At 42.6% G+C, this 19563-nt stretch carries 16 protein-coding genes and 1 pseudogene; 9 read left to right on the top strand and 8 right to left on the bottom strand.

What is annotated here, in order from left to right; genetic code table 11:
- The 3 genes from EAE92_RS22910 to EAE92_RS22900 form a co-directional block, all read right to left on the bottom strand.
- Positions 1-632 (bottom strand): AAA family ATPase (locus EAE92_RS22910; RefSeq protein WP_214069714.1); only part of this gene is annotated, 632 nt, incomplete at its 3' end.
- A gap of 14 nt (positions 633-646) precedes the next feature.
- Positions 647-2626, bottom strand: a complete 1980-nt coding sequence (locus EAE92_RS22905; protein WP_214069713.1) for a transposase domain-containing protein — start codon at positions 2624-2626, stop codon at positions 647-649.
- Positions 2627-2665: 39 nt separating this feature from the next.
- Positions 2666-2893 carry a helix-turn-helix domain-containing protein gene (locus tag EAE92_RS22900; RefSeq protein WP_065824604.1) on the bottom strand — a complete coding sequence of 76 codons (228 nt, stop codon included), beginning with the start codon at positions 2891-2893 and terminating at the stop codon, positions 2666-2668.
- Positions 2894-3044: 151 nt separating this feature from the next.
- Here EAE92_RS22900 and EAE92_RS22895 point away from each other — a divergent pair, with 151 nt between their 5' ends.
- Entirely contained in the window at positions 3045-3689 is a 645-nt protein-coding gene (locus EAE92_RS22895; protein ID WP_214069712.1) for a helix-turn-helix domain-containing protein, read from the top strand.
- A 229-nt stretch (positions 3690-3918) separates the two neighbouring features.
- Here the strand turns inward: EAE92_RS22895 and EAE92_RS25080 are convergent, their stop codons facing one another.
- The 3 genes from EAE92_RS25080 to EAE92_RS22885 all read right to left on the bottom strand — a co-directional run bounded on the left by EAE92_RS25080 (position 3919) and on the right by EAE92_RS22885 (position 5343).
- Positions 3919-4041, bottom strand: coding sequence for a hypothetical protein (locus EAE92_RS25080; RefSeq protein ID WP_281422832.1), 123 nt, complete (start codon positions 4039-4041; stop codon positions 3919-3921).
- A gap of 604 nt (positions 4042-4645) precedes the next feature.
- Complete coding sequence (locus EAE92_RS22890) at positions 4646-4948, bottom strand: hypothetical protein (RefSeq protein ID WP_214069711.1); 303 nt, start codon at positions 4946-4948, stop codon at positions 4646-4648.
- Between the two features lie 53 nt (positions 4949-5001).
- Positions 5002-5343 (bottom strand): bleomycin resistance protein, encoded by a 342-nt coding sequence (locus EAE92_RS22885; protein WP_214069710.1) that lies wholly within the window; start codon positions 5341-5343, stop codon positions 5002-5004.
- Positions 5344-5422: 79 nt separating this feature from the next.
- Between EAE92_RS22885 and EAE92_RS22880 the strand changes: the two are divergent.
- The 8 genes and pseudogenes from EAE92_RS22880 (at position 5423) to EAE92_RS22845 (ending at position 15899) form a co-directional block, all read left to right on the top strand.
- Positions 5423-6446 (top strand): annotated as a pseudogene (locus EAE92_RS22880) (IS630 family transposase).
- A 431-nt stretch (positions 6447-6877) separates the two neighbouring features.
- The gene (locus EAE92_RS22875) at positions 6878-7861 is read left to right on the top strand and encodes a glycosyltransferase family 9 protein (protein ID WP_214069709.1); all 984 of its coding nucleotides are present in this window, start codon (positions 6878-6880) and stop codon (positions 7859-7861) included.
- A 1195-nt stretch (positions 7862-9056) separates the two neighbouring features.
- The gene (locus EAE92_RS22870) at positions 9057-9560 is read left to right on the top strand and encodes a fimbrial protein (protein WP_214069708.1); all 504 of its coding nucleotides are present in this window, start codon (positions 9057-9059) and stop codon (positions 9558-9560) included.
- 66 nt (positions 9561-9626) lie between these two features.
- Positions 9627-10295, top strand: coding sequence for a fimbrial biogenesis chaperone (locus tag EAE92_RS22865; RefSeq protein ID WP_214069707.1), 669 nt, complete (start codon positions 9627-9629; stop codon positions 10293-10295).
- A 23-nt stretch (positions 10296-10318) separates the two neighbouring features.
- The gene (locus EAE92_RS22860) at positions 10319-12826 is read left to right on the top strand and encodes a fimbria/pilus outer membrane usher protein (protein ID WP_339959422.1); all 2508 of its coding nucleotides are present in this window, start codon (positions 10319-10321) and stop codon (positions 12824-12826) included.
- 27 nt (positions 12827-12853) lie between these two features.
- On the top strand, positions 12854-13822 hold the full coding sequence (locus EAE92_RS22855) for a fimbrial protein (protein WP_214069705.1): 969 nt from the start codon (positions 12854-12856) through the stop codon (positions 13820-13822).
- A gap of 277 nt (positions 13823-14099) precedes the next feature.
- A complete protein-coding gene (locus EAE92_RS22850) occupies positions 14100-15110 on the top strand; it encodes a fimbrial protein (RefSeq protein WP_214069704.1) in 1011 nt (336 codons plus the stop codon).
- A 45-nt stretch (positions 15111-15155) separates the two neighbouring features.
- The gene (locus EAE92_RS22845; protein ID WP_214069703.1) at positions 15156-15899 is read left to right on the top strand and encodes a 4'-phosphopantetheinyl transferase family protein; all 744 of its coding nucleotides are present in this window, start codon (positions 15156-15158) and stop codon (positions 15897-15899) included.
- A 242-nt stretch (positions 15900-16141) separates the two neighbouring features.
- On the opposite strand, the gene EAE92_RS22840 is transcribed toward EAE92_RS22845, so the two are convergent.
- Together EAE92_RS22840 and EAE92_RS22835 are read right to left on the bottom strand one after the other, a co-directional pair.
- The gene (locus EAE92_RS22840; protein ID WP_246545362.1) at positions 16142-17275 is read right to left on the bottom strand and encodes a hypothetical protein; all 1134 of its coding nucleotides are present in this window, start codon (positions 17273-17275) and stop codon (positions 16142-16144) included.
- Between the two features lie 164 nt (positions 17276-17439).
- Positions 17440-19464, bottom strand: coding sequence for a fimbria/pilus outer membrane usher protein (locus tag EAE92_RS22835; protein WP_246545361.1), 2025 nt, complete (start codon positions 19462-19464; stop codon positions 17440-17442).
- Positions 19465-19563 lie beyond the last annotated feature (99 nt).

The raw sequence follows: 19563 nt of genomic DNA, 5'->3' as shown, positions 1-19563 counted from the left end.
AGCGCCAGACCAATACCGGTCTCCTCCTGCAAGATGCGCAATTCCTCTAATACCGGATAATCAAGATGGTCGGCCTCATCAATCACCAATAACCCCGATGTGCCGCGCAATTTTCTGCGTACTGCCCGCCCCAGTTGACCCGCCCGACGCGGTGCATCTCCCAGCCCCAGTTCCAGGGCCAGCTCGTACAGGCATTCGCTCAGGCTGGCGCGGGAGGGTGACACGGTTATCAGCCACACATTGGGGCGTTCAGCAACAAACTGCTGCAAGGCTTTGGTCTTACCGACTCCCGGACTGCCATAGATGACACTGATACATTGCGCCAGTTGGGCATATTGCAACGCGCTCCAGATTTGCCGCACAGTTTTCGTCTGGACAAAATCCGGGGCAGCCGGCATTTCATTGGTACGCTTGCTGCGGTTCTCCAGCCAGACAGACAATTGCCCGGCAACTTTGCTGTTATCTCCTTTGTAGCTTTCATTCATAAACTGAGATAACGCGGTACTGGATATGCCACTTTCGCGGGCGACATTGCTGTAAGTCAGGCCGTCACTTTCAACAATGGTTCGGATAGCGGCACGAACGTCAGCCAGTTCTGTTTGTGTTTGAGTCAACGCTATAATATTGGTCATCGTAGTCTCCTAAATTAAATCGTATTTTTCTGCTGTTGCTCATGCAGTTGTGCCACGGCATTTTCAAACGCGTAGTCATAATCGGTGTCCGGCTCGGGCTGCGCTTCAATCTGTACACGTCGTACGGTATTACCCTCCGGGTGGTAAATTTCGACTACCCGACTTTCAGGCGGTGCTGGCGGGACGGTTTCCGGCATCAGTTCCGCGACTTCCAGGGCCGTCATGCGACGTTGTGCAGCGGTAGCCTCCTTGGTGCGTTTAACAAACCGGGTCCGGTTACGGTCATGCTCACGAGCGGCCTGGGTATCACCAAACCCGGATTTCTCAATGCAGGTGGCTTCACAGATAAAACGGCCGTCCAGGGTGTAACACAGCACGGAGTCATGCAGTGCTGCCGGGTCAAAACGAATAACAATTTTGTTAGGCTTAATCCCCAGTAACTGCTCGTGGTAGTACCGGTTCCGGCGTGACTGGATTTTACCGCCTGCGTTTAAGGTAAAGGCACCATTGGTGACCGTGACCGCCTCAGCAGGTAACAACAATAAATGGCGCTGCTCTGCTGTTGCCTTGCGTACGGTGCTTTCCTGATAGCTCTGTTCAAACGCATCATCAAACGACCATTTCCCAAGACACACCTCTGTATCGCGCCCAGGCCGGCGGTTCCAAAAAGCGATCCCTTCTGCCAGCGCCTTTAAAAAAGTTTCCGCATCGACTACCCGGTCACCATAATTATCGGGCTTTGCCATCGGGTTTGCGCCGGTATAAGCCCCAGCCAAAGCGGGATGTTTATCGACCACTTCACCCAGTCCCCCATGAGAGAACGCACGCTCTACTGGTTTTGCCTGCCCGTGTCCCCGGCCAAACAACACACTGGTCCAGTGCAACTGGATACCCAGCAACGGAATGATACCTTTCGGGTCATCTTCTTTAACTTTGAATCGATAGCGGTTCGGCACACCGCCCGTCATCCATTTGTTGGCAGCGGCACGGGTGTTATCGATAGTGATGTGTTTTGGAATGCCGTATTGCTCAATCACATCAGCCAGGGCCAGGCGGATACTGTCGCTGTTCTCGGACACATCAGTCCGCCAGGCCAGAATCTTGCGGGTACGGATATCCTGCCAAATCCACGTCTTGGGCCGGATAACCTCACCGTTAAACCATTTAACAAAAACGTTATGCTGATAACCGTCGCCGTTAATCCATTCCATCGCATCCAGTTCAAGCACAGTGCGTTCTTGCGCGGGATAAAGCCGCATCAATGCGTGCTCACCTTGCCGCAATAGCACCACTTGTTCGGCGGGTACTTCACGCTCCAGCTTCCGCCGCAGGGATGACAGACTCGGTATTATCCAGCCATGTGCCGCAGCCACTTCCTCAAGGCGGGCATAGCAGGTCCGCAGCGCCGGTTGCTCCGGGCGCAGATAATCCGCTAAGAAGAAATCCCAGGCCGCAGATGTACAATCAGCTTCTTTCTTCTTACGCGAGGTCAAACTGTGCCCATGCTTGCCAACCAGCGCCGCCAGCCAGTCAGAGCGGTCAAAAGGTTTCGCCTGGTAGTACCAGCGGCGGATGCTCGCAGGAGGAACCTGTAGCGCATCACTGACAGAATCAAATGCGGTCAGCGTGTCGATACCCGTTTCAATCATCCCCGCCACGGCAATCACGGCCTCACACTTTTGGCGTGCTTTTTCACGCTGCTTATTGCTTGCGGCGTTAAATTGTTGCCAGAGTGATTCCCGGCAGTAGCTTTCACTGTGACGTTGTTTTATTTCAAACTGGCGATCGTTAATTTCTATCGTGCCTTGTTTTTTCAGTATTGCTGCACGGGCTACGGGAGGCAGGCAATTTATCGGGTATTCAAATGATTTTGAACCTGAGCGTGTGCGACGCTTCTCGCCTGCCAGCTTATCCAGATTTGCACGAATGTTATGTTGCATGCTGGGAAAGCCAGGCAAACCAACACACTCTTTAGCAGTAACCCAAATATCCATCAGTTCACACTCCCAAAATGAAGGGGATTGTTCCCGTAATTATTCTTTTGCATGGTTATAGCGACTCGGCCAGATAACTGAGGGGTCAACCCCAATTGCCTGGGCAATCAATCTTTCCCCCTTGGGCCAAGGGCGAACTAGCGCATTACGCAAAGTATCTTTAGCCAAACCGGCGCTGATAGACAATGCGCGTAGATTTGTGCCGCGTTTTTCTAATGCCGCGCGGATATCTGCGCGATGCCAATCTGCTTGCTTGCTTGTCTGCATTGTGAAATCCTTATAAGTTTATCGGCGCGGATAATCGCTATTGATTATCGGTGTGAGTATGAATATAAGGCACAAAAAACCGAATGTAAAGCTGAATTCGGTTTTTTGTGCAAATTGGTTTTTATAGAGCTTTTTCAGGGGGAACAGTTCAATGGTCGGCTCTTACAAAGAAAAAACTGACGATAAAGAGAATAAACTGAATCGGATTATTCCAGATGAGCGAATAATCCGTTTTGGTGAGCGTTTACGTGAAGCTATGAAAGGAGAGTCGAACAATTCATTTGCAAAGCGTTGCGGCATGTCCGAAAGGGTAATTAGGAATTATTTAGATGGTTCAACGTATCCATCAATTGACAGATTGGCCGTTCTTGCAAAGGCAAGTAACACTTCATTGGAGTGGTTAGCGACAGGTCAAGATATTTCGACTAAAAATGCTGATTCGGTTTTATATACGAAACGTGATGAACAATCATCTCCTTCACCAAAACAACAGCAGGCATGGTTTGAGATTTTGGAAAGAATGACTCCAGGGGAAAGAGAATCAGTTATTGATAGGGTTTTCAGGCACGGTATCAACGCATTACTAACACCACCCCAGTCAGACATTCAGCAAGAGTCGCAATTCCCCTGGCCGGAAGACCTGCCTGCCAAACTGGGGGTATCTAACAACTCATTGGCGTTTGCTCAACTGTATGCATCTTTAACTGATGAACAACGACAGAGATTTTTGGAGTCTATCAATGACAAAGAACACGTCCCGGCAAACCACAACAAAATGAGCAGCAAAGCAGGTTAACATGGGCTAAAGTAGCCTATGTTTTAAAGCGTATTTAAAGATGTTTTAAATGACTGATAGCGTGCGTCCTGGTTTTATTAAAATAAGTGGCACAAAAGCGGCAACCACAAAAATTTTCTCATTTTAGTTAGTCTGCCCGTTAGGGCAGGGATAAACTTATCACACCCACTCAACACCGCACCAGCGCTGAATTTACACCCGTGAATTCCCGTTTATTTTCACCAATTCCCTATTTCTTTTTGTTTCTCATTACTTGTGGTTCAATACATTGGGTCTTTTGAGAAACCGCTTGCTGAAAGCTATCAATTTCAGCTTCAGACGTCGGCGACAGAGGAGGGATTTCAGTTGTCATACACAACATCCTTGTTTGTTTTATTTAGCGCTGTGCCTGGCGTACTTTTAGTATTATCGGGTTGCTTGACAAAAATGTGACTTATTCAGACAGTGATTAGAGTCTAATCATATGATTACCCGATATAAGGAAGCATACTGTGCAAAACCAGAGAGGATGACGATAAAAAACTCAATATGAAAAAATGAAAATTACACTCCAATATAGAGAGCATAAAATCTGTGGGGCACTACATTGGCGTTTATGCCGCTATAGCTAATGTAAAACCATCAACCATATTCCGACTAGCTCATTAATTTTGATGCTGGGATACCAACGTTCAAATTGTGCCTTTTAGCTCGCCATTCAGAACTGCCGTCCGAGGGAAGCATTTAAATGATTGCCCCACGGTTTTTTATGCTTTCATCTTTACCCGCTTGTGTATGTAGTCAGTCACCTCTTCATGTGTTTTTACACTTTGTATAAAAACAGGTTGTAATTGCTCCAGGACACATTGAGAAGGAATGCCGTCGAACACCGGAAAGCACGTTCTCAGGCATGCATGGCGTTCAACCAGTTTTACAAAACTTTGCTTTAACTTGGCAACATCAAGACTGCTTATTATCTACAATGCAACAGGAATATTGTAGGCAATAGAATGGGTGTCGCTTATCTGACTCAGATGCCACAGCCTTAACTGAGAACTTGTAACAGGGGACAGAGCTTCTTCTTTTTGATTTCCATTGTTATTTTCCTGATGAAGTTTCAACCACTCTATGAATGATTCTCCGCCCTCTTTTTCATCAGCATGCCTTTCTTTTTTACCCTGCTCAGTGTTGCTTGCGCTACTTAGCTGCTTGACCTTTCTGGCAATTTCTATCTTCTTTTCAGCGGAAAAAGAAGCCATACGTTTGAATGGATTTTTCAAGTTCGATATCCATATACTTTGAATAAACAGGGGTTGGGGAGAACGTTAAACAACTAAACTGGCTGCCCAAACTTAAGTAAATTTCCACTTGGATCAATTAGGTGGAACTCCAACATGCCCCATGAAGTTTCCGCAAGCGGAGAGACTTCAGTCTGCGCTTGTAGTTCTTGAAACACACTTTGGATATCTTTCACGAAAATATAGCAAGAAGTGTTCTCTGCAATGTACTTATCGTTACATGCCCAAAAATGGATTTCAGCTTCCCCTCTGCTAATTATCGCATATTCATTAGGAACAAAATTGTCGCAATGGAACCCAAGCTTACTTGTGTAAAAGTCAACCAATTCATCTATATCCAATGCAGCCAATACAGGGACAGCCTCCCAATCGCTCATACATTTTCCCTTTTATTTATATACCCGTAATCATTGAAGATGCTTAATTTTATCCGAAATGGAGATCATTATCCTCGCTATGAAAATATTCATTACATCAGAACAAAAAATCAAACTTGAGCGTCTTCACGACACCACTCGTGATGGTCAGGTACGAGACAGAATAAAAGCTATCCTTCTGGCTTCTGAAGGATGGAGTTCTGTGATGATCGCCCAGGCATTGCGACTCCATCAGACCACCGTTGACCGCCATATCAGTGATTATCTCAATCAAGGTAAACTTAAATCTGATAATGGGGGTCTGATAGTTTACTTTCTCGAGAGCAAACTGATTTTTTAATCAACCATTTATCTCAAAATCTTTTCCATCACACACATGAAATCGTGGCCTATGTTGCTCAGCTCTGGAATATTACCTTTAGCATTCCCAGCATGGATAAATGGCTACACCGTCAGGGTTTTTCTTATAAAAAGCCTTGTGGGATCCCTCATAAATTCGATGCAGAAAAACAGAGACAATTTATTGAATATTATGAAAATCTTAAAGTCGCCGCGAAAGACGACCCCATCCTCTTTCTTGACGCGATTCACCCGACTCAAGGCACCAAACTCGGTTATGATTGAATGCGAAAAGGCGAGAAAAAACAGTCAAAACAACAGGAAGCCGAACTCGCCTGAATATCTTGGGTGCGCTCAACCTGAATGCCATTGGTCGTACGGTGTTCCAGGAATATCAAACCATCAATGACGACAACATTTGCTGTTTTTTCAATGAAATAAGGAAATCTTATCCTGACTATCATCAAAAAATTCATCTTATTGTGGATGGGGCGGGTTACAACAAAGCTCATCTTGTGAAGGAGTGGGCTTATGTTAGCAATATTGAGTTACATTACCTTCCTCCCTATAGCCCAAATTTAAACCCGATAGAGCGATTATGGAAGATCATGAATGAACAGGTTCGAAATAATCGTTATTTCGCTGATAAACATGAATTTCGAGACAAAGTATTCAAATTTTTCACCACAACGCTACCTGATATAGCGGCCTCGCTGATGTCGAGAATTAACGACCATTTTCAGGTGCTAAAAACTGCATCTTGAAGTTTCTTGGGTATAAATCAGTTTTTCGCCCTGCGGGCAGCCATAGTCATCCTGCGGCTTGTCATAGGTAAATTTAGTTGGTTAACATTATGGTGAGTTGCATATTTCGATAACAGAATGACATAAAATAACATATGATCAAACATAATCGTTTATCTCTGTTTATTAATACACCTGCCAGTTAAACTCATTCAACAGTGGTGCTATGGACAAGTTAAGAGCAATCAACGTTTTCCGGCGTGTTGTGGAATTAGGCAGCTTCAAAGCCGCCGCCCAAGATCTAGGCTTATCCAAGGATGTAAGCGACTCTAACAAGTTCCGTATTAATTACGGTATGCAATTCGCGGATACAGAAGTTATCATAACCAATTCACGGTATCGAAAGTTACTATATTATTAGCACTATTTGTCTATATTTCAGTTAGCAACAAATGAAAATTGCAATTTTACGCCGTAATGGTCTTGGTGATTTAATTTGCACTCAGCCATTAATCAAATATTTACAATATAAATTCCCCATAGCTGAGATTCATCTATTTATCGAATCTAATAATAAGAAATTAGTTGATTATCTCTGCCCAGAAGTCATCACACATATTATTCCAAAAGGAAATAAATATATCACTACTCTGGAAACCGCATTGAAATGGCGTAAATTACATTTTGACATAGCCATTTCAGCAAAACCCACCTCCATGAAACTGAATAACCTATTTTTATGGCTTTTAGGGGCCAAAAAACGTTATGCTGTAACACAAGCACATCAATGGCACGAAAAGCTAATCAATTACCCAACCTGTCCGCAGCATATTAAGGGATATCATCAATCACTCAAAATATTAAAAACATTTGATTCTGAAATTAACAAATTGTCCTCTGAGTTACTCCCTAAAATTTCATCTCAATATTTGTCACCAATTAAACAGCATGGCTCTCCCACTATCCTATTTTCTGTCTCAAATAATCGGCAAAGTAGCTGTATTACTCATGAACGGATAGCATTAATTGCCCAGAAAATTAGAAATCATTTTCCAGATGTGAGATTTATTATCTCCACTCTTCGACATGACAGATCACATGCTGAGAAGTTACTTGCAATGATAGGAGATCAAGCTCAGATAGTAGAATGTCAATCGCTACACTCTTTTTTGTCACTTCTCAACAGCACAGATCTGATCATTGTTGGTGATGGTGGAATATGCCATTTAGCCGCCGCGTTAAACAAAAAACTGGTGGCTCTCTATGGTGTCACTAAGCCGGAGAATTGGGCTCCCCTTGCTTCTGGAAACCAATGTGTGACACTTTATGATCCCCAAAATGTAAACAATATTCCTCTGGAAGATATCTATCAGGCAGTTTTTAAATTGCTCTCTCCAGAAAAAACTCTCTCATTATTCGAATCAAACTGTAGGTAAAGTTATTTGCACTTACTCATGCGAATACACAGTAACTTGTTAACTGTTTCGATGTTACTCTACCAGACAGAGACGCTAAATGTATACACCACATAGATTGACATCTGTTAACGCTCGGTTCCAGCCCGGTTAATTTCTTCCATGACTAAAACTGTGATTAATGATTTTGATGATGAAATATACAGCCACACTAATAGCAATGGAATATCCGAATTAATAATAAGACAAAAATGAATCAATTTGTCTAATTTATATCATGATGAAAAATAAGACATTAAATAAACATCATTATTATTTCTTAATTGAATTAACTCAATCAATCGATTAATTTAATCTTATAACACAATGAAATAGAAAGAAATTTTAATTAATTGCAAAAAAAATACTATTTTTTTGTTTAAGTTGTTGAAAAAGATCATATTTTAGTTAATACTATTTTCCGTCGAGTGAGAAATAGACCTAAAACAAAGAAGAAACTCTGGATTGGAAATCAACTTAAGATTCTAACAAAAATAAGAAGAAATTTTCGTTATCTTAACTGTGGTTAAGATGGCAGTTTATCCGATCGTATTAATATCATGAATGCGATGGCATTACATATTACGGTTCGCCCAATCAGAATATTCACTTTCTTTGAGTAAGATACTAGTGTGTTGCGTTGAGTAGCCATAGACTACTTTTATTAATATCGCTATTGAATTTCCATTTCAATAAAAATAGTGAAGATGAATTTATCCATATGTACTATACACCTTGCCTATAAGCACTTTTCACTATGTTATTAGCAATACATTAAAAGAATTTTGCTATTAACACGAGACTTATCGTGTCGTAAGATTTTAGAACATCTTAATAAAAATAAGAATCATTATTAACAACACGAGTAGATTTATAACGATAGATGATATTTTAGAGAATAAAACATTCCTCTCTGGAAAGAAATTAATATCAGACTTTATTATCAATAATATGAATATAGATGAGGCAGACTATAACATGGTGAGAAACAATGACTAAGTTAGGATAAATTAAAGATATATATAAAAAATGGTTAAATATGCGATTGCATTATATTACCATGTAAAAATGATTTTAATGATATCATCAACCATTAAACTATAATAATGGCTGGATGTATATTTCTATTGTATAGACAGGACTAAAACACATATTTATTAAGGTAAGGTATTTTTAAATGAAAAAGAATTTTATTTTGGCTTCTTTAGTAGCAGTATTAGGGATTTTTAGTAGTTTCAATGCGTTATCTTATGACGGAACAATTAAATTCCGAGGTACTATTCTTGAGAACGGCTGTACTATTAATGGCGGAAAAGATCAAGAAGTTAACTTTGGTAAAATACCTAAAGAAAGATTTAAGAACGCAAAGGGAACCATAGCAGCTTCTCAGTCATTTAAAATTGATTTAACCAATTGCCCCGGTTCAGCTATAGGTATCGAATTTTCGGGTAACAAAGATACCAACGATACTACCTTGTACAATTCAGGAGTTCACGGCATCGGCATCCTACTGGCTAAAGATAGTGGAGCTAAAATAGATGCCAATACATCAGTTAATGGATATAGCATTACTAGTAAGAATGTCAGCATCCCTCTTATAGCAAAATTACAATCGACCAACACTACAGTAGGTGATGGTATTATTAAATCAGATGTAAACTTCACACTTATATATCCATAAAATCAGCTAAATATTTTATTAAAATTAACTTATAACAAAATATCATTTATAACTAAAGGAGTAAAAATGCTTCGCTTTATTACTCCCTTTTTGCTTGTCTTTTTTATAGGGCAAGTACAAGCAGGGATTACTTTAGGTGGAACTCGCCTGATCTATAATGGCTCACAAAAAGAAGCCACGATTTCTATCACCAACTCAGACACAGAAAGACCTTATCTTGTACAGTCGTGGGTAGATAATATCGATAACAGTCAAAATAAAGTACCGTTCGTTATTACACCGCCATTGTTTAAGATGTCGAAAGAGAGCGAGCACCAAATTCGTGTTTCATATATCGGCAATCATCTGCCTGCGGATCGGGAATCGATATTTTTACTCAATGTCAATGCGATTCCGGCAGTTGAAAAAAATGACAATAGCAAGATGATAATCACGATAAAAAACATTATCAAATTGATTTATCGTCCATCCGGGCTATCTGATAACGATGCTAATGATGCCATTAATCGCTTGGAAGCATCACGTAATGCCAATGGTGTTCAATTAACTAACCCCACGGCTTATTATGTTAATCTTAATGAGATGAAAATTAACGGAACATTAATACCCAGACCCGGATTTATTCCCCCTTTTAGTCATAAGGTATTTTCAGCCCAAAATGGCGTAAAAAGCGTGACTCTGACTGCTATCAATGATTACGGTGGCACAACAGAAGAGCGCCGATTTAATTTCTGATAATATTGTCTGATGAGTGTATTGTGAAAAGAATAATCAGTTTTGCTTTAATGATTTGTTGTTTATCGTTGCCAGCATATGCAGAGCTGTATTTCGATATCAATGCATTACAATTATCAGACGAAGACAAAGAGAATATTAATCTGGAAAGTCTGGCAAAAACGGACTCCCATATTCCAGGCGTCTATAAAGTTAATGTTATCGTCAATAAAAGGGATATCGGCATTAAAAGCCTATCCTTTATTGACTGTGGAAATAAACTTTGTCCTGAATTATCTATCAGTTTATTGAAAGAAATCGGGGTAAAAACAGCAAGCTTACCAGAATTAGCATCCCTTGCTGAACAAGAGATCATTTCTCAACCGGAAAAATATATTAAACAGGCGTCAGCAGAACTGGATTTAAGCGCTCTGACACTGATGTTGAATTTTCCGCAAGCTGCCATGCAATCGCAAATCAGGGGAGATATCTCTCCTGATCAATGGGATGATGGTTTGCCTATGTTTTTCACCAATTATCATTTAACAGGGATGCAATCCTGGAATAAAAATCAAAGTGAACAGAATCAATATCTGAATTTACGTAGTGGCTTTAATTTAGGCCCGTGGCGAATTCGTCATAATAGTTACTACAACCATACCGGTACAACATCTGAATGGAAATCGCTTAAAGCCTATGCTGAACGGGATATTCGACCATTGAGATCTCGACTGGTATTAGGCGAAACATCCACCGATAGCATGGTATTCGATAGTTTCACTTTTAATGGCATTAAATTAATGTCTGATAGCCAAATGTTGCCAGATAGCCAACAAGGGTTTGCGCCTGTTGTACGCGGTATTGCGATGACTCACGCAAGAGTAGAAGTGCACCAGAAAGATAATATTATTTATCAAACTTTTGTGCCACCCGGCGCTTTTGAAATTACTGATATTTACCCCAGTAACCTGAATGGTGATCTGGAAATATCCATTTATGAAGAGAATGGCAATGTCAGAAAATTTACTCAGCCCTTTGCTGCCTCACCATTGATGATCCGTTCCGGTCAAATGAAATATTTTGCTAATATCGGTAAATTCAGCGGTGGCAAACAGGCTAGTAAAAAAAGATTTATTCAGACAGAAGCTATTTACGGGCTATGGGATAGCACCACCATTTATGGCGGAGTTATTGTTTCTTCTGACTATCAAAGTCATGCATTAGGTTTAGGACATAATTTAGGAAAAATTGGCGCGGTATCAATCGATGTCACCAATGCAGCAACTCATTTCCCAAATGGAGAAAAGAAAAGCGGGCAATCTTATCAAATACGCTACAGTAAAGGTTTTACTGAAACTAATACAACGGTGACATTGGCGGGTTATCGCTACAATACCAATGGTTATTACAGCTTTAGCGATGCTAATAACTATGCCTATAATAACTATACCAATAATAACCACCAATTTACGAATAATAACAGAAATAGCGCGCCTAAAAACCGGATGCAAATAACAATGGGCCAAAGCTTAGGACAATATGGCAGTCTTTCATTATCGGCCTGGCAACAAGATTACTGGCAAGATAAAACCAGTAAGAATCAGTCATATTCTATGTCCTATAACACTAATGTTCGTGATATCTCTTTGTCATTGAGTTACAATTACCACCGTAATCGCTCAAACATTAATAACGATCAAGTGTTTTCATTCAATATCAGTATTCCTCTGGATAAATGGCTGCCATCAAATAATCACAGCGCATCGGTAGATTATGATACCTCTTATAACACCAATGGTAGCAGCCAGCATTCAATGACATTATCCGGCTCTCTACTGGAACAACAGAATCTGAACTATACTATTTCTCAAAATTACAGTTATGAAAAATCTGAGAAAGAAAAAGAATCAGGTAATGCCGCCAGTTTATATTACCGAGGTTCATATGGTTCAATTAATGTAGGTTACACTACTGATCATAGAAAAAATCAGCGGGTTAATTATGGATTAGAGGGAGCGATTATTGCCCATCCCTATGGCGTTACCCTGGCGCAAAATATTAGCGAAAGCGGCGCCAGTGCCTTAATTCGCGCCCCCGGAGCAACCAATACCAAGGTACTGAATAATACCTCTATCAGTACAGATTGGCGAGGATATACCGTTGTGCCTTATATATCGCAATATCGGGAAAATATGTTATCTCTTGACACCAATACATTCGGTGATGACGTAGATATTGATAATCCAACCACTAAGGTCATTCCAACCAAAGGAGCATTGGTATTGGCGGATTATTCTATTCGTGTTGGTCATCGAGTATTTTTAACTTTACAACATCACGGTAAGAAACTTCCATTCGGCACAGTCATTACGGGTCCAAATGGCGTTAATGGTATGGTGAATGAAAAGGGAGAAGTTTTCCTCAGTGGTGTGAGTGACACAGCAAAATTAACAGCCGATTTAGGCGATAAACAAAGTTGCCATATTCAATTCGATAGTAAATTATATCAAAAAATTAATGGTATTATTCTGACTTCATTACGTTGTCAGTGATTAAAGTAGTATTTATTCAGGGAAAGTATGAAAAATAAATTAATTATATTGGCAATATTGTTACTAACATTATTCAATGTTACAAAATCAATTGCCTCATGTAAATTACACAGAGATTTTAAAGCGATTGATTTAAATGTTGATATAAATGAAATTATCAATGCAGATTATAATATTCGAAGACATATTACCATCGCTGAATACGGTCCTATGGAACTGGCTAACAAAATAGGAATTAAAGCCGACTCAACCATTGCTATCTGTGATAATAATGAAGATATATCTTTCGCAACACCATCAGGTAGAATAGAGTTCGCCAAAGAGAGTGGTCAGATAAAAACCAGTGTAGATAATTTATATTTTTCCATATCTTATGATGGAGCTGGGAAAGGTAGCTCTCATGGTGGCATCAATAAAAAAATAACTTTAAGAGATATCGGTAAAATAACAATTAATCTTATTCAAACAGGTGATATCAAATCAGGCTCCATACTAAGAAGAGGGTTGATATCTTCTTTATCAACAAGCGATGGTAAAAAGTTAATAAATATCATATATAACAAGGACAATATCATTGGCAGTCAAAGCTGTATGACATCCACACCCTATAAAGAAATAAAACTTGGCAGGATTAATACTTCTTCATTTAAAGGGAGAGGCTCTACGGCTGGTCGTAATAACTTTGATATTCTTATTCAATGTAAAGATAAAAATATCCCCACGATTAAGTTCACAGGAGAAGTAGTAAGCCCAAGCCTAAATAGTATTGTTAAACTACATCAATACAGCGAAGGAAAAACAGCCAAAGGTATTGGCGTTCAATTGTTACATAACAATAATCCTGTTGATATGGACACACCTCTTACTATAACTGAATGGAGAGGTGAAAAAGATCTTTATTATTTACTGCTTACTGCCCACTATTACCAAATAGATGATAAAGTAACCGGCGGAAAAGCTAATGCAACAATTCATTTCACAATTGAATACAAATAGCTTTACAAACCATATAATTTAACTTAAATTATTAACATCACGATAACATGAGAAACAAGAGACACTTTCCTCAGTGATGTTAATAATACAGCAGAATTAAAACCTGATTTAGACACTAGATAAAGCTGCCATATTAATTTCACTAATAAATTATATCGGGAAGATAATGGCGCTACTCTCGCTTCGTTGTATTATTAATAAATCGCGTTATTAGTAAATTGCGTTATTAGTAAATTGCGTTGTCAGTAATTAAGAATAAATCTCAACAGGCATAGATATGAAATCTTATTTACGGTTATTAATTTCTGCTGTTTTACTGTTTAATATCAATAAAGTATATGCTGCTTGCATCTCAGAATCCACAACGAGTAGCGGCACTGTATATTTTGATTTAAATTCACTTAAATTAAACTTAAATACATCAAACACTAAAAGTATTCATGTCGCCAGATTTAGTGCTGAACAGTTAGCTAGCAGTATGGGGCTAAATATAAATGATCCTATTTTTTCATGTGATGACAACGGATATTTGGTTTTTGGTGAAAGTGTTTATCCCAGCATGGCCGGTAGTACAAAGCATGGGACCGGAAAGTTAACAACAGGTATAGATAATCTCTATTTATATTTTGTCGCTTCTACCGGTAACTTAAATAATATGAGATATCCCACAATGGATGGCAGAAGTTATATCTATTACCCGCCAGAAAAGAAAAAAATCACTTGGAAAGATATCGGTGATATTGATGTTTATCTCTATAAAGAAGGCGCAATTAAATCGGGAAGATCACTACATGCTGGAATAATTTCCCTATTACAAACATCGAACGGCATCCGTCTAATAACAATAAGAAACAAAACAAGATATCATGTTACTGCTCAAGGCTGCATGGCGCTATCTGGCGATCAAACCGTTAGATTTCATGATGTTTATAGTTCTTCGTTTAAAGGAAAAGGAACAACTGCCGGCTACGCTGATTTTAATATCGGCATTGAATGCACAGAAAAAATCGAACCTACCATTACATTTTCAGCAAGAACAATCAGTGGCGCCCCAGAGAGTATTATTCAATTAAACAGCGCTAATGCAACGAATACAGCAAAAGGGGTTGGTGTGCAAATCTTATATATGGGAGCACCCGTTCCTATTGGGAAACCATTTGTCGTCGGTCATTCTGACAGGAATGCTCGTTATAATTTACCTTTCACTGCCCGCTATTACCAAACCGATGATAGAATAACAGGCGGAAAAGCTAACGCAATAGCACATTTTACCGTTCAATATGAGTGATATTAAGTATAGACTGGAGGATATTTTATTATCAGGATAATCAACATGGAACAGACAGTTATACACACCAATCAAGCGCCGCTGCCAGAATATGACAACGGATTTATCACTCAAATCGAGTATGGAACGGTTGTTAATAACCCCCAAGTGCATTTCTGGCAAGCTCGTTTTGAACTTTCACATTATCACGATGAATTGTTCAATCAATTAAATCTCCCCTTCCCTGCTACATTAGCTAAAGCCGTCAAGAAACGGCGGGCTGAATATCTGGCGGCACGTTATTGCGCCAGACAACTTTTAGCGCAATTAGGGCAACCGGAATTTAATTTGATCTCCGGTAATGATCGCGCTCCAATCTGGCCGGAAGGTATTTGCGGTTCTGTTTCTCATTCAACTTATTGTGCAATTGTGCTGGCTGCGCCGCAAACTCATAACCGATTAGTTGGTGTCGATGTAGAAGCTATCGTCGATCGTCAAAATATGGATGAAATCACAAGAATGATTGTCAATGACAGGGAAATTCAACTTCTGAAACATTGTCATTTACCACTTGAACAGGCGTTTACCCTCGCTTTTTCTGTAAAAGAGAGTTTATATAAAGCGCTATATCCACAAGTAAAACGGTTCTTTGGCTTCGAGGCGGCGGAAATTATTGACCTATCACTTGAAAATAATGAAATAACATTAGCGTTGCGGGAAACTCTCACTCATCATTACCCAACAGGTACAATATTTCGCGGGCAATTTATTATCTACCCACAGGAAATATTAACGTTAATTATTCAATAAGTTAAAACAATAATTTCTGATGCTGACCTTGATCTGCAATTTAACCAATGAAATCGAGAACAGCCGTAGATTAACTGATTAATTATTCTATATCTACCAATAGCTCATCGAATTGATTTACAAATAGCGAAACTCTGCGACAACATCGAAATAATAAAAGAAGATAGTTCGAATTATTATAAGACCTTGCTGGATAAGGCGGGTTTATGCAGCGCCGACTGGCGCTGCAACAATGGCAACAACTAAGCGGAGGGTTGAACATCCGACCATACTGAAATAACCGCAACCGCCCGAGCCAGCCCGCCGGCGCCGTCAGTCTTCAACAGAATCGGTACCACAGACACTTGTGTCGATGCCGTGTAGCTATCGCCCGCTTGTTTAACGTATCTTGCGTTCTCCCCTTCGCCTCGGTGCCCGGTACTGAGTGATAAGGGGTTGTTGGCCGCATCAGTAAACGCGAAAGCGACATCTTCTATTGACGAGGCCAGGGCATTCGGTTTCCCCGGCACAAAGGGTCCATCGATCCGGTAGAGCAGGCGTGAATTTTGAAAGACATCTTCATCGCCGGAACAGGTGCTGCTTATCCCTATCTGCCTGGCTGACTCTAGTGGATCTCCCGCCTGTTTACCCGCTCTTTTCACTGTTCCCCAATCCACCGATGACGGGGTAAGGACAACGGCACAGGTGGACGGTTTTTTAACGGATGAGAGGATGACGGTAGTCCACAGGGGTTTCAGCATGCCGTTAGAACCCGATGTTGCCGCCGGAGTCCAGCCGATCGCGCCCACGGACAAATGACTGCCACCGGGGTTCGCATTGAAATTGCCGTCACTGTCCGGGTAAATCGCCCCGGTCACCGAGCGGACATTGATATCAACCAGACCGTTGGCATCCGGGACGCAGGGAATGCTGGCGTCGGTCTTCCCTCTGACCAGACTGGTTGATTGATAGGTTCCGGGTGAACCGTGCGTCTGGCAAGAGAGTGAAGATTGCCCGATATCAACCATAAAGTCGCCAGCCTTTCCTACCCGGACACTATTCGATGGAGACAAAGAGATCGATGAGCCGGTTCCCGAATCCACGGTGTAGGCCATCCGCTGCGTATCGGGGGAGACGCGACAGGTTGTCGACCAGTCAAGAGGGCCGCTGGTGGTATATCCCACTATTTCATCCCGTGAATAATCACGCTTATCTTTGTTGTTCGGCATCATGGCATAGCCGGTGACGGTTACATTGCTAACCTTATTCATCAGTTCAGTTTCGCAGTCCTGATAAGTCTCCGCCGCCTGGAGGGGTAACGCAGTCAATAAAAAGAGCAGCGACGCCCCCAGCCCCATGATAGTTGGCGCGGGGTTGGCCGCATGACCGCCCCACAAACGTTCAGTGTTTAACATCCTTCTCTCTCCAAATTACTTATCTGTTCACATCGCTCTTTCACTGCCGGGGCTAACCTCGCTTTAGGGGGCGCTCCAGATGTTAAAACGATATCGGTGATATCTCATCGGGCATACCGGTCAGGCTGCCCATATGAGGGTCACGCTTATAGACACACGGCATCGGCCTGCACCAGTTTCCCGGGGGAATCGGACGACACCTGATAACGGGTGGTGCATTGTTGATCTACCCCGTTTCCCCATTTAACTTTCACATGACCGGCGGACGGCATGCCGCTCAGATAAACCCGGCCGTTATCGCCCACAATGCCGCTGCCGGCCTGAGTTGCATTTCCTGCCAGCGTCGCGGCGGCGCCAAAGGGCACGGGTTTGCCATGATGTGTCAGGGTCAACAGCAACTGGCTGCCCAGCCGAACCTGATAGTTGGCCAGCGTTACCGCCCCTTTGGTCGGGTAAACGTTGCGGCTGGTCTGGTCAATATCCACGCCTTCCGGCAGGGTGGACGGGTCCAGATTGATGGTGTTTTTGTGGTAGACCGATCCGCCCGGCAGTACGGCGTAGCCACGCCAGTCGGTCTGTACGTTGCCGTTGCTGACCGTCACCCCTTTCGCACCGGGGGCGCGAACCAATACCGCGGTATCCCCCAGCGAGCGTGACAGCGTTATTCCGTAAGGATGGATCAGCAGGGCGCCGGAAGTGCCATAGGTCAAATGCTGACTATCTGCGTTGTCATTGTAGCCAAGATTGGCGCTTCCCTGACTGCCCTGATAGCCCAGCGACAACGCGCGACTGTTTTGCTGGCCGCTGTTCCCCCAGCCTTGCTGGAGGTTATAACTCAGGCGGTTATCCCATAACATGCCGCTGATGCCGGTCTGCTGAGAGAGGTTGCCCTGCGAGTCGCGCGAGGCGGTATAGCGGGCGTAAACGCCCCGTAACGCCGACGATGACCCAAAGAGACTGAACGGGACCTGCATATTGAATGATACCTGACGATTCTCCGGCCAGTGACCCTCGCCCTTTATCCGAGAAATGTTATAGCTCAGGTTATAGCTGATCCCCATCAGCATCGCGTTGTAACCCAGACTCAGGTTGTTGTCGGTACGGCCATTCCAGTAATCGTTGCGCGTCCCGGAGGCGTAAAGACTGCCCCAGCGTCCCAGTGTCTGGCGCAGGCTCACCTGCCAGGTGTTCTGACGCCGGTCAAGCGCCCACGGCGCCTGATATTCATTCAGGCTGTAACCCATGCTGTTAGCATCACTGAAACTGTAGTAATGCTCAGTGGAATAGCGGTAGGCGGCCAGATCAATGCCGGTGCCGGTACTGATCAGGTTCTTGGAATATTTCACGCGATAAGACTGGCCGAATTGCCCGCCCTCTTCCTGATCCTTGCTCCCCTGCAACTGTGCGCGGGCCAGCGTCACATCCGCAGACAGTGCGCCGAACGCCCCCAACGAAATCCCCGAGCCTAATACACTTGACTGATAGTTGCCTGCGACCAATCCCCCGCCATACAGGGTGATACTGTGGGGCAAACCATAGACCAGCGTACCCATCGTAAATACCGGGGAACGGTTGCCATTGGTAAGGCTGCCGCCGTGATATTGACCGGCCGTCAATTCATATTTAACGCCCCCGGGACGCTGCATCACCGGGACAGATGAAGAAGCTATTGTCGAGACGCGGGTGCGGCCATTTTCCTCTTTGACGGTCACCGTCAGGTCGCCCGCACTCCCGGTGGTATAGAGGTCGGTGAAACGAAACGGCCCCGGCGCCACCGTAGTTTGATACACAATATTGCCATTCTGGGATACCGTCACCTGCGCATTGGAGTTCGCCACACCGGTTATCTCCGGTGCAAAACCGCGCTGACTGTCGGGTAACATGGCGTCTTCGGAAGCCAGTTTCATGCCCCGAAACGGGATGCTGTCAAAAATGTCGCCCCCGGTATAGGTTTCACCCGCCGTGAACTCACTGCGCAGTGAGGGAATATCACGTTGCAGATAGGTATTACTCACCTGCCATTGGGTCTGTGCCGGCGTGGAAAAACCGGAGGCGCTCTCATTGCGCTGACGATTGTAACTGTAAGTTTGCGTGCTGCGCAGACGCCACGGCCCCAGATTCAACCCGTTACGAAAAGAAGCAATGTTGTGGTCTAATATTCCCGGACACATCAAAAGCCTGTTAATGTGACAACAGTCAATTGAGGTGTAGTCTATGAACAATCATCAAACTAAACGTCGCTTCTCCACGGAATTCAAGCTGGAGGCGAT

It is taken from the genome of Photorhabdus hainanensis, assembly GCF_018448965.1.
In the GTDB taxonomy this organism is placed as follows: domain Bacteria; phylum Pseudomonadota; class Gammaproteobacteria; order Enterobacterales; family Enterobacteriaceae; genus Photorhabdus; species Photorhabdus akhurstii.
Note: the sequence above shows the minus strand (reverse complement) of the source record. Positions and strands in the feature narration are given on the sequence as shown.

Coding starts and splice junctions, on each gene's coding strand:
- EAE92_RS22905 (WP_214069713.1), bottom strand. CDS start 2,626: ATGGATATTTGGGTTACTGCTAAAGAGTGTGTTGGTTTGCCTGGCTTT.
- EAE92_RS22900 (WP_065824604.1), bottom strand. CDS start 2,893: ATGCAGACAAGCAAGCAAGCAGATTGGCATCGCGCAGATATCCGCGCG.
- EAE92_RS22895 (WP_214069712.1), top strand. CDS start 3,045: ATGGTCGGCTCTTACAAAGAAAAAACTGACGATAAAGAGAATAAACTG.
- EAE92_RS25080 (WP_281422832.1), bottom strand. CDS start 4,041: ATGACAACTGAAATCCCTCCTCTGTCGCCGACGTCTGAAGCTGAAATT.
- EAE92_RS22885 (WP_214069710.1), bottom strand. CDS start 5,343: ATGAGCGATTGGGAGGCTGTCCCTGTATTGGCTGCATTGGATATAGAT.
- EAE92_RS22875 (WP_214069709.1), top strand. CDS start 6,878: ATGAAAATTGCAATTTTACGCCGTAATGGTCTTGGTGATTTAATTTGC.
- EAE92_RS22870 (WP_214069708.1), top strand. CDS start 9,057: ATGAAAAAGAATTTTATTTTGGCTTCTTTAGTAGCAGTATTAGGGATT.
- EAE92_RS22865 (WP_214069707.1), top strand. CDS start 9,627: ATGCTTCGCTTTATTACTCCCTTTTTGCTTGTCTTTTTTATAGGGCAA.
- EAE92_RS22855 (WP_214069705.1), top strand. CDS start 12,854: ATGAAAAATAAATTAATTATATTGGCAATATTGTTACTAACATTATTC.
- EAE92_RS22850 (WP_214069704.1), top strand. CDS start 14,100: ATGAAATCTTATTTACGGTTATTAATTTCTGCTGTTTTACTGTTTAAT.
- EAE92_RS22845 (WP_214069703.1), top strand. CDS start 15,156: ATGGAACAGACAGTTATACACACCAATCAAGCGCCGCTGCCAGAATAT.
- EAE92_RS22835 (WP_246545361.1), bottom strand. CDS start 19,464: ATGTGTCCGGGAATATTAGACCACAACATTGCTTCTTTTCGTAACGGG.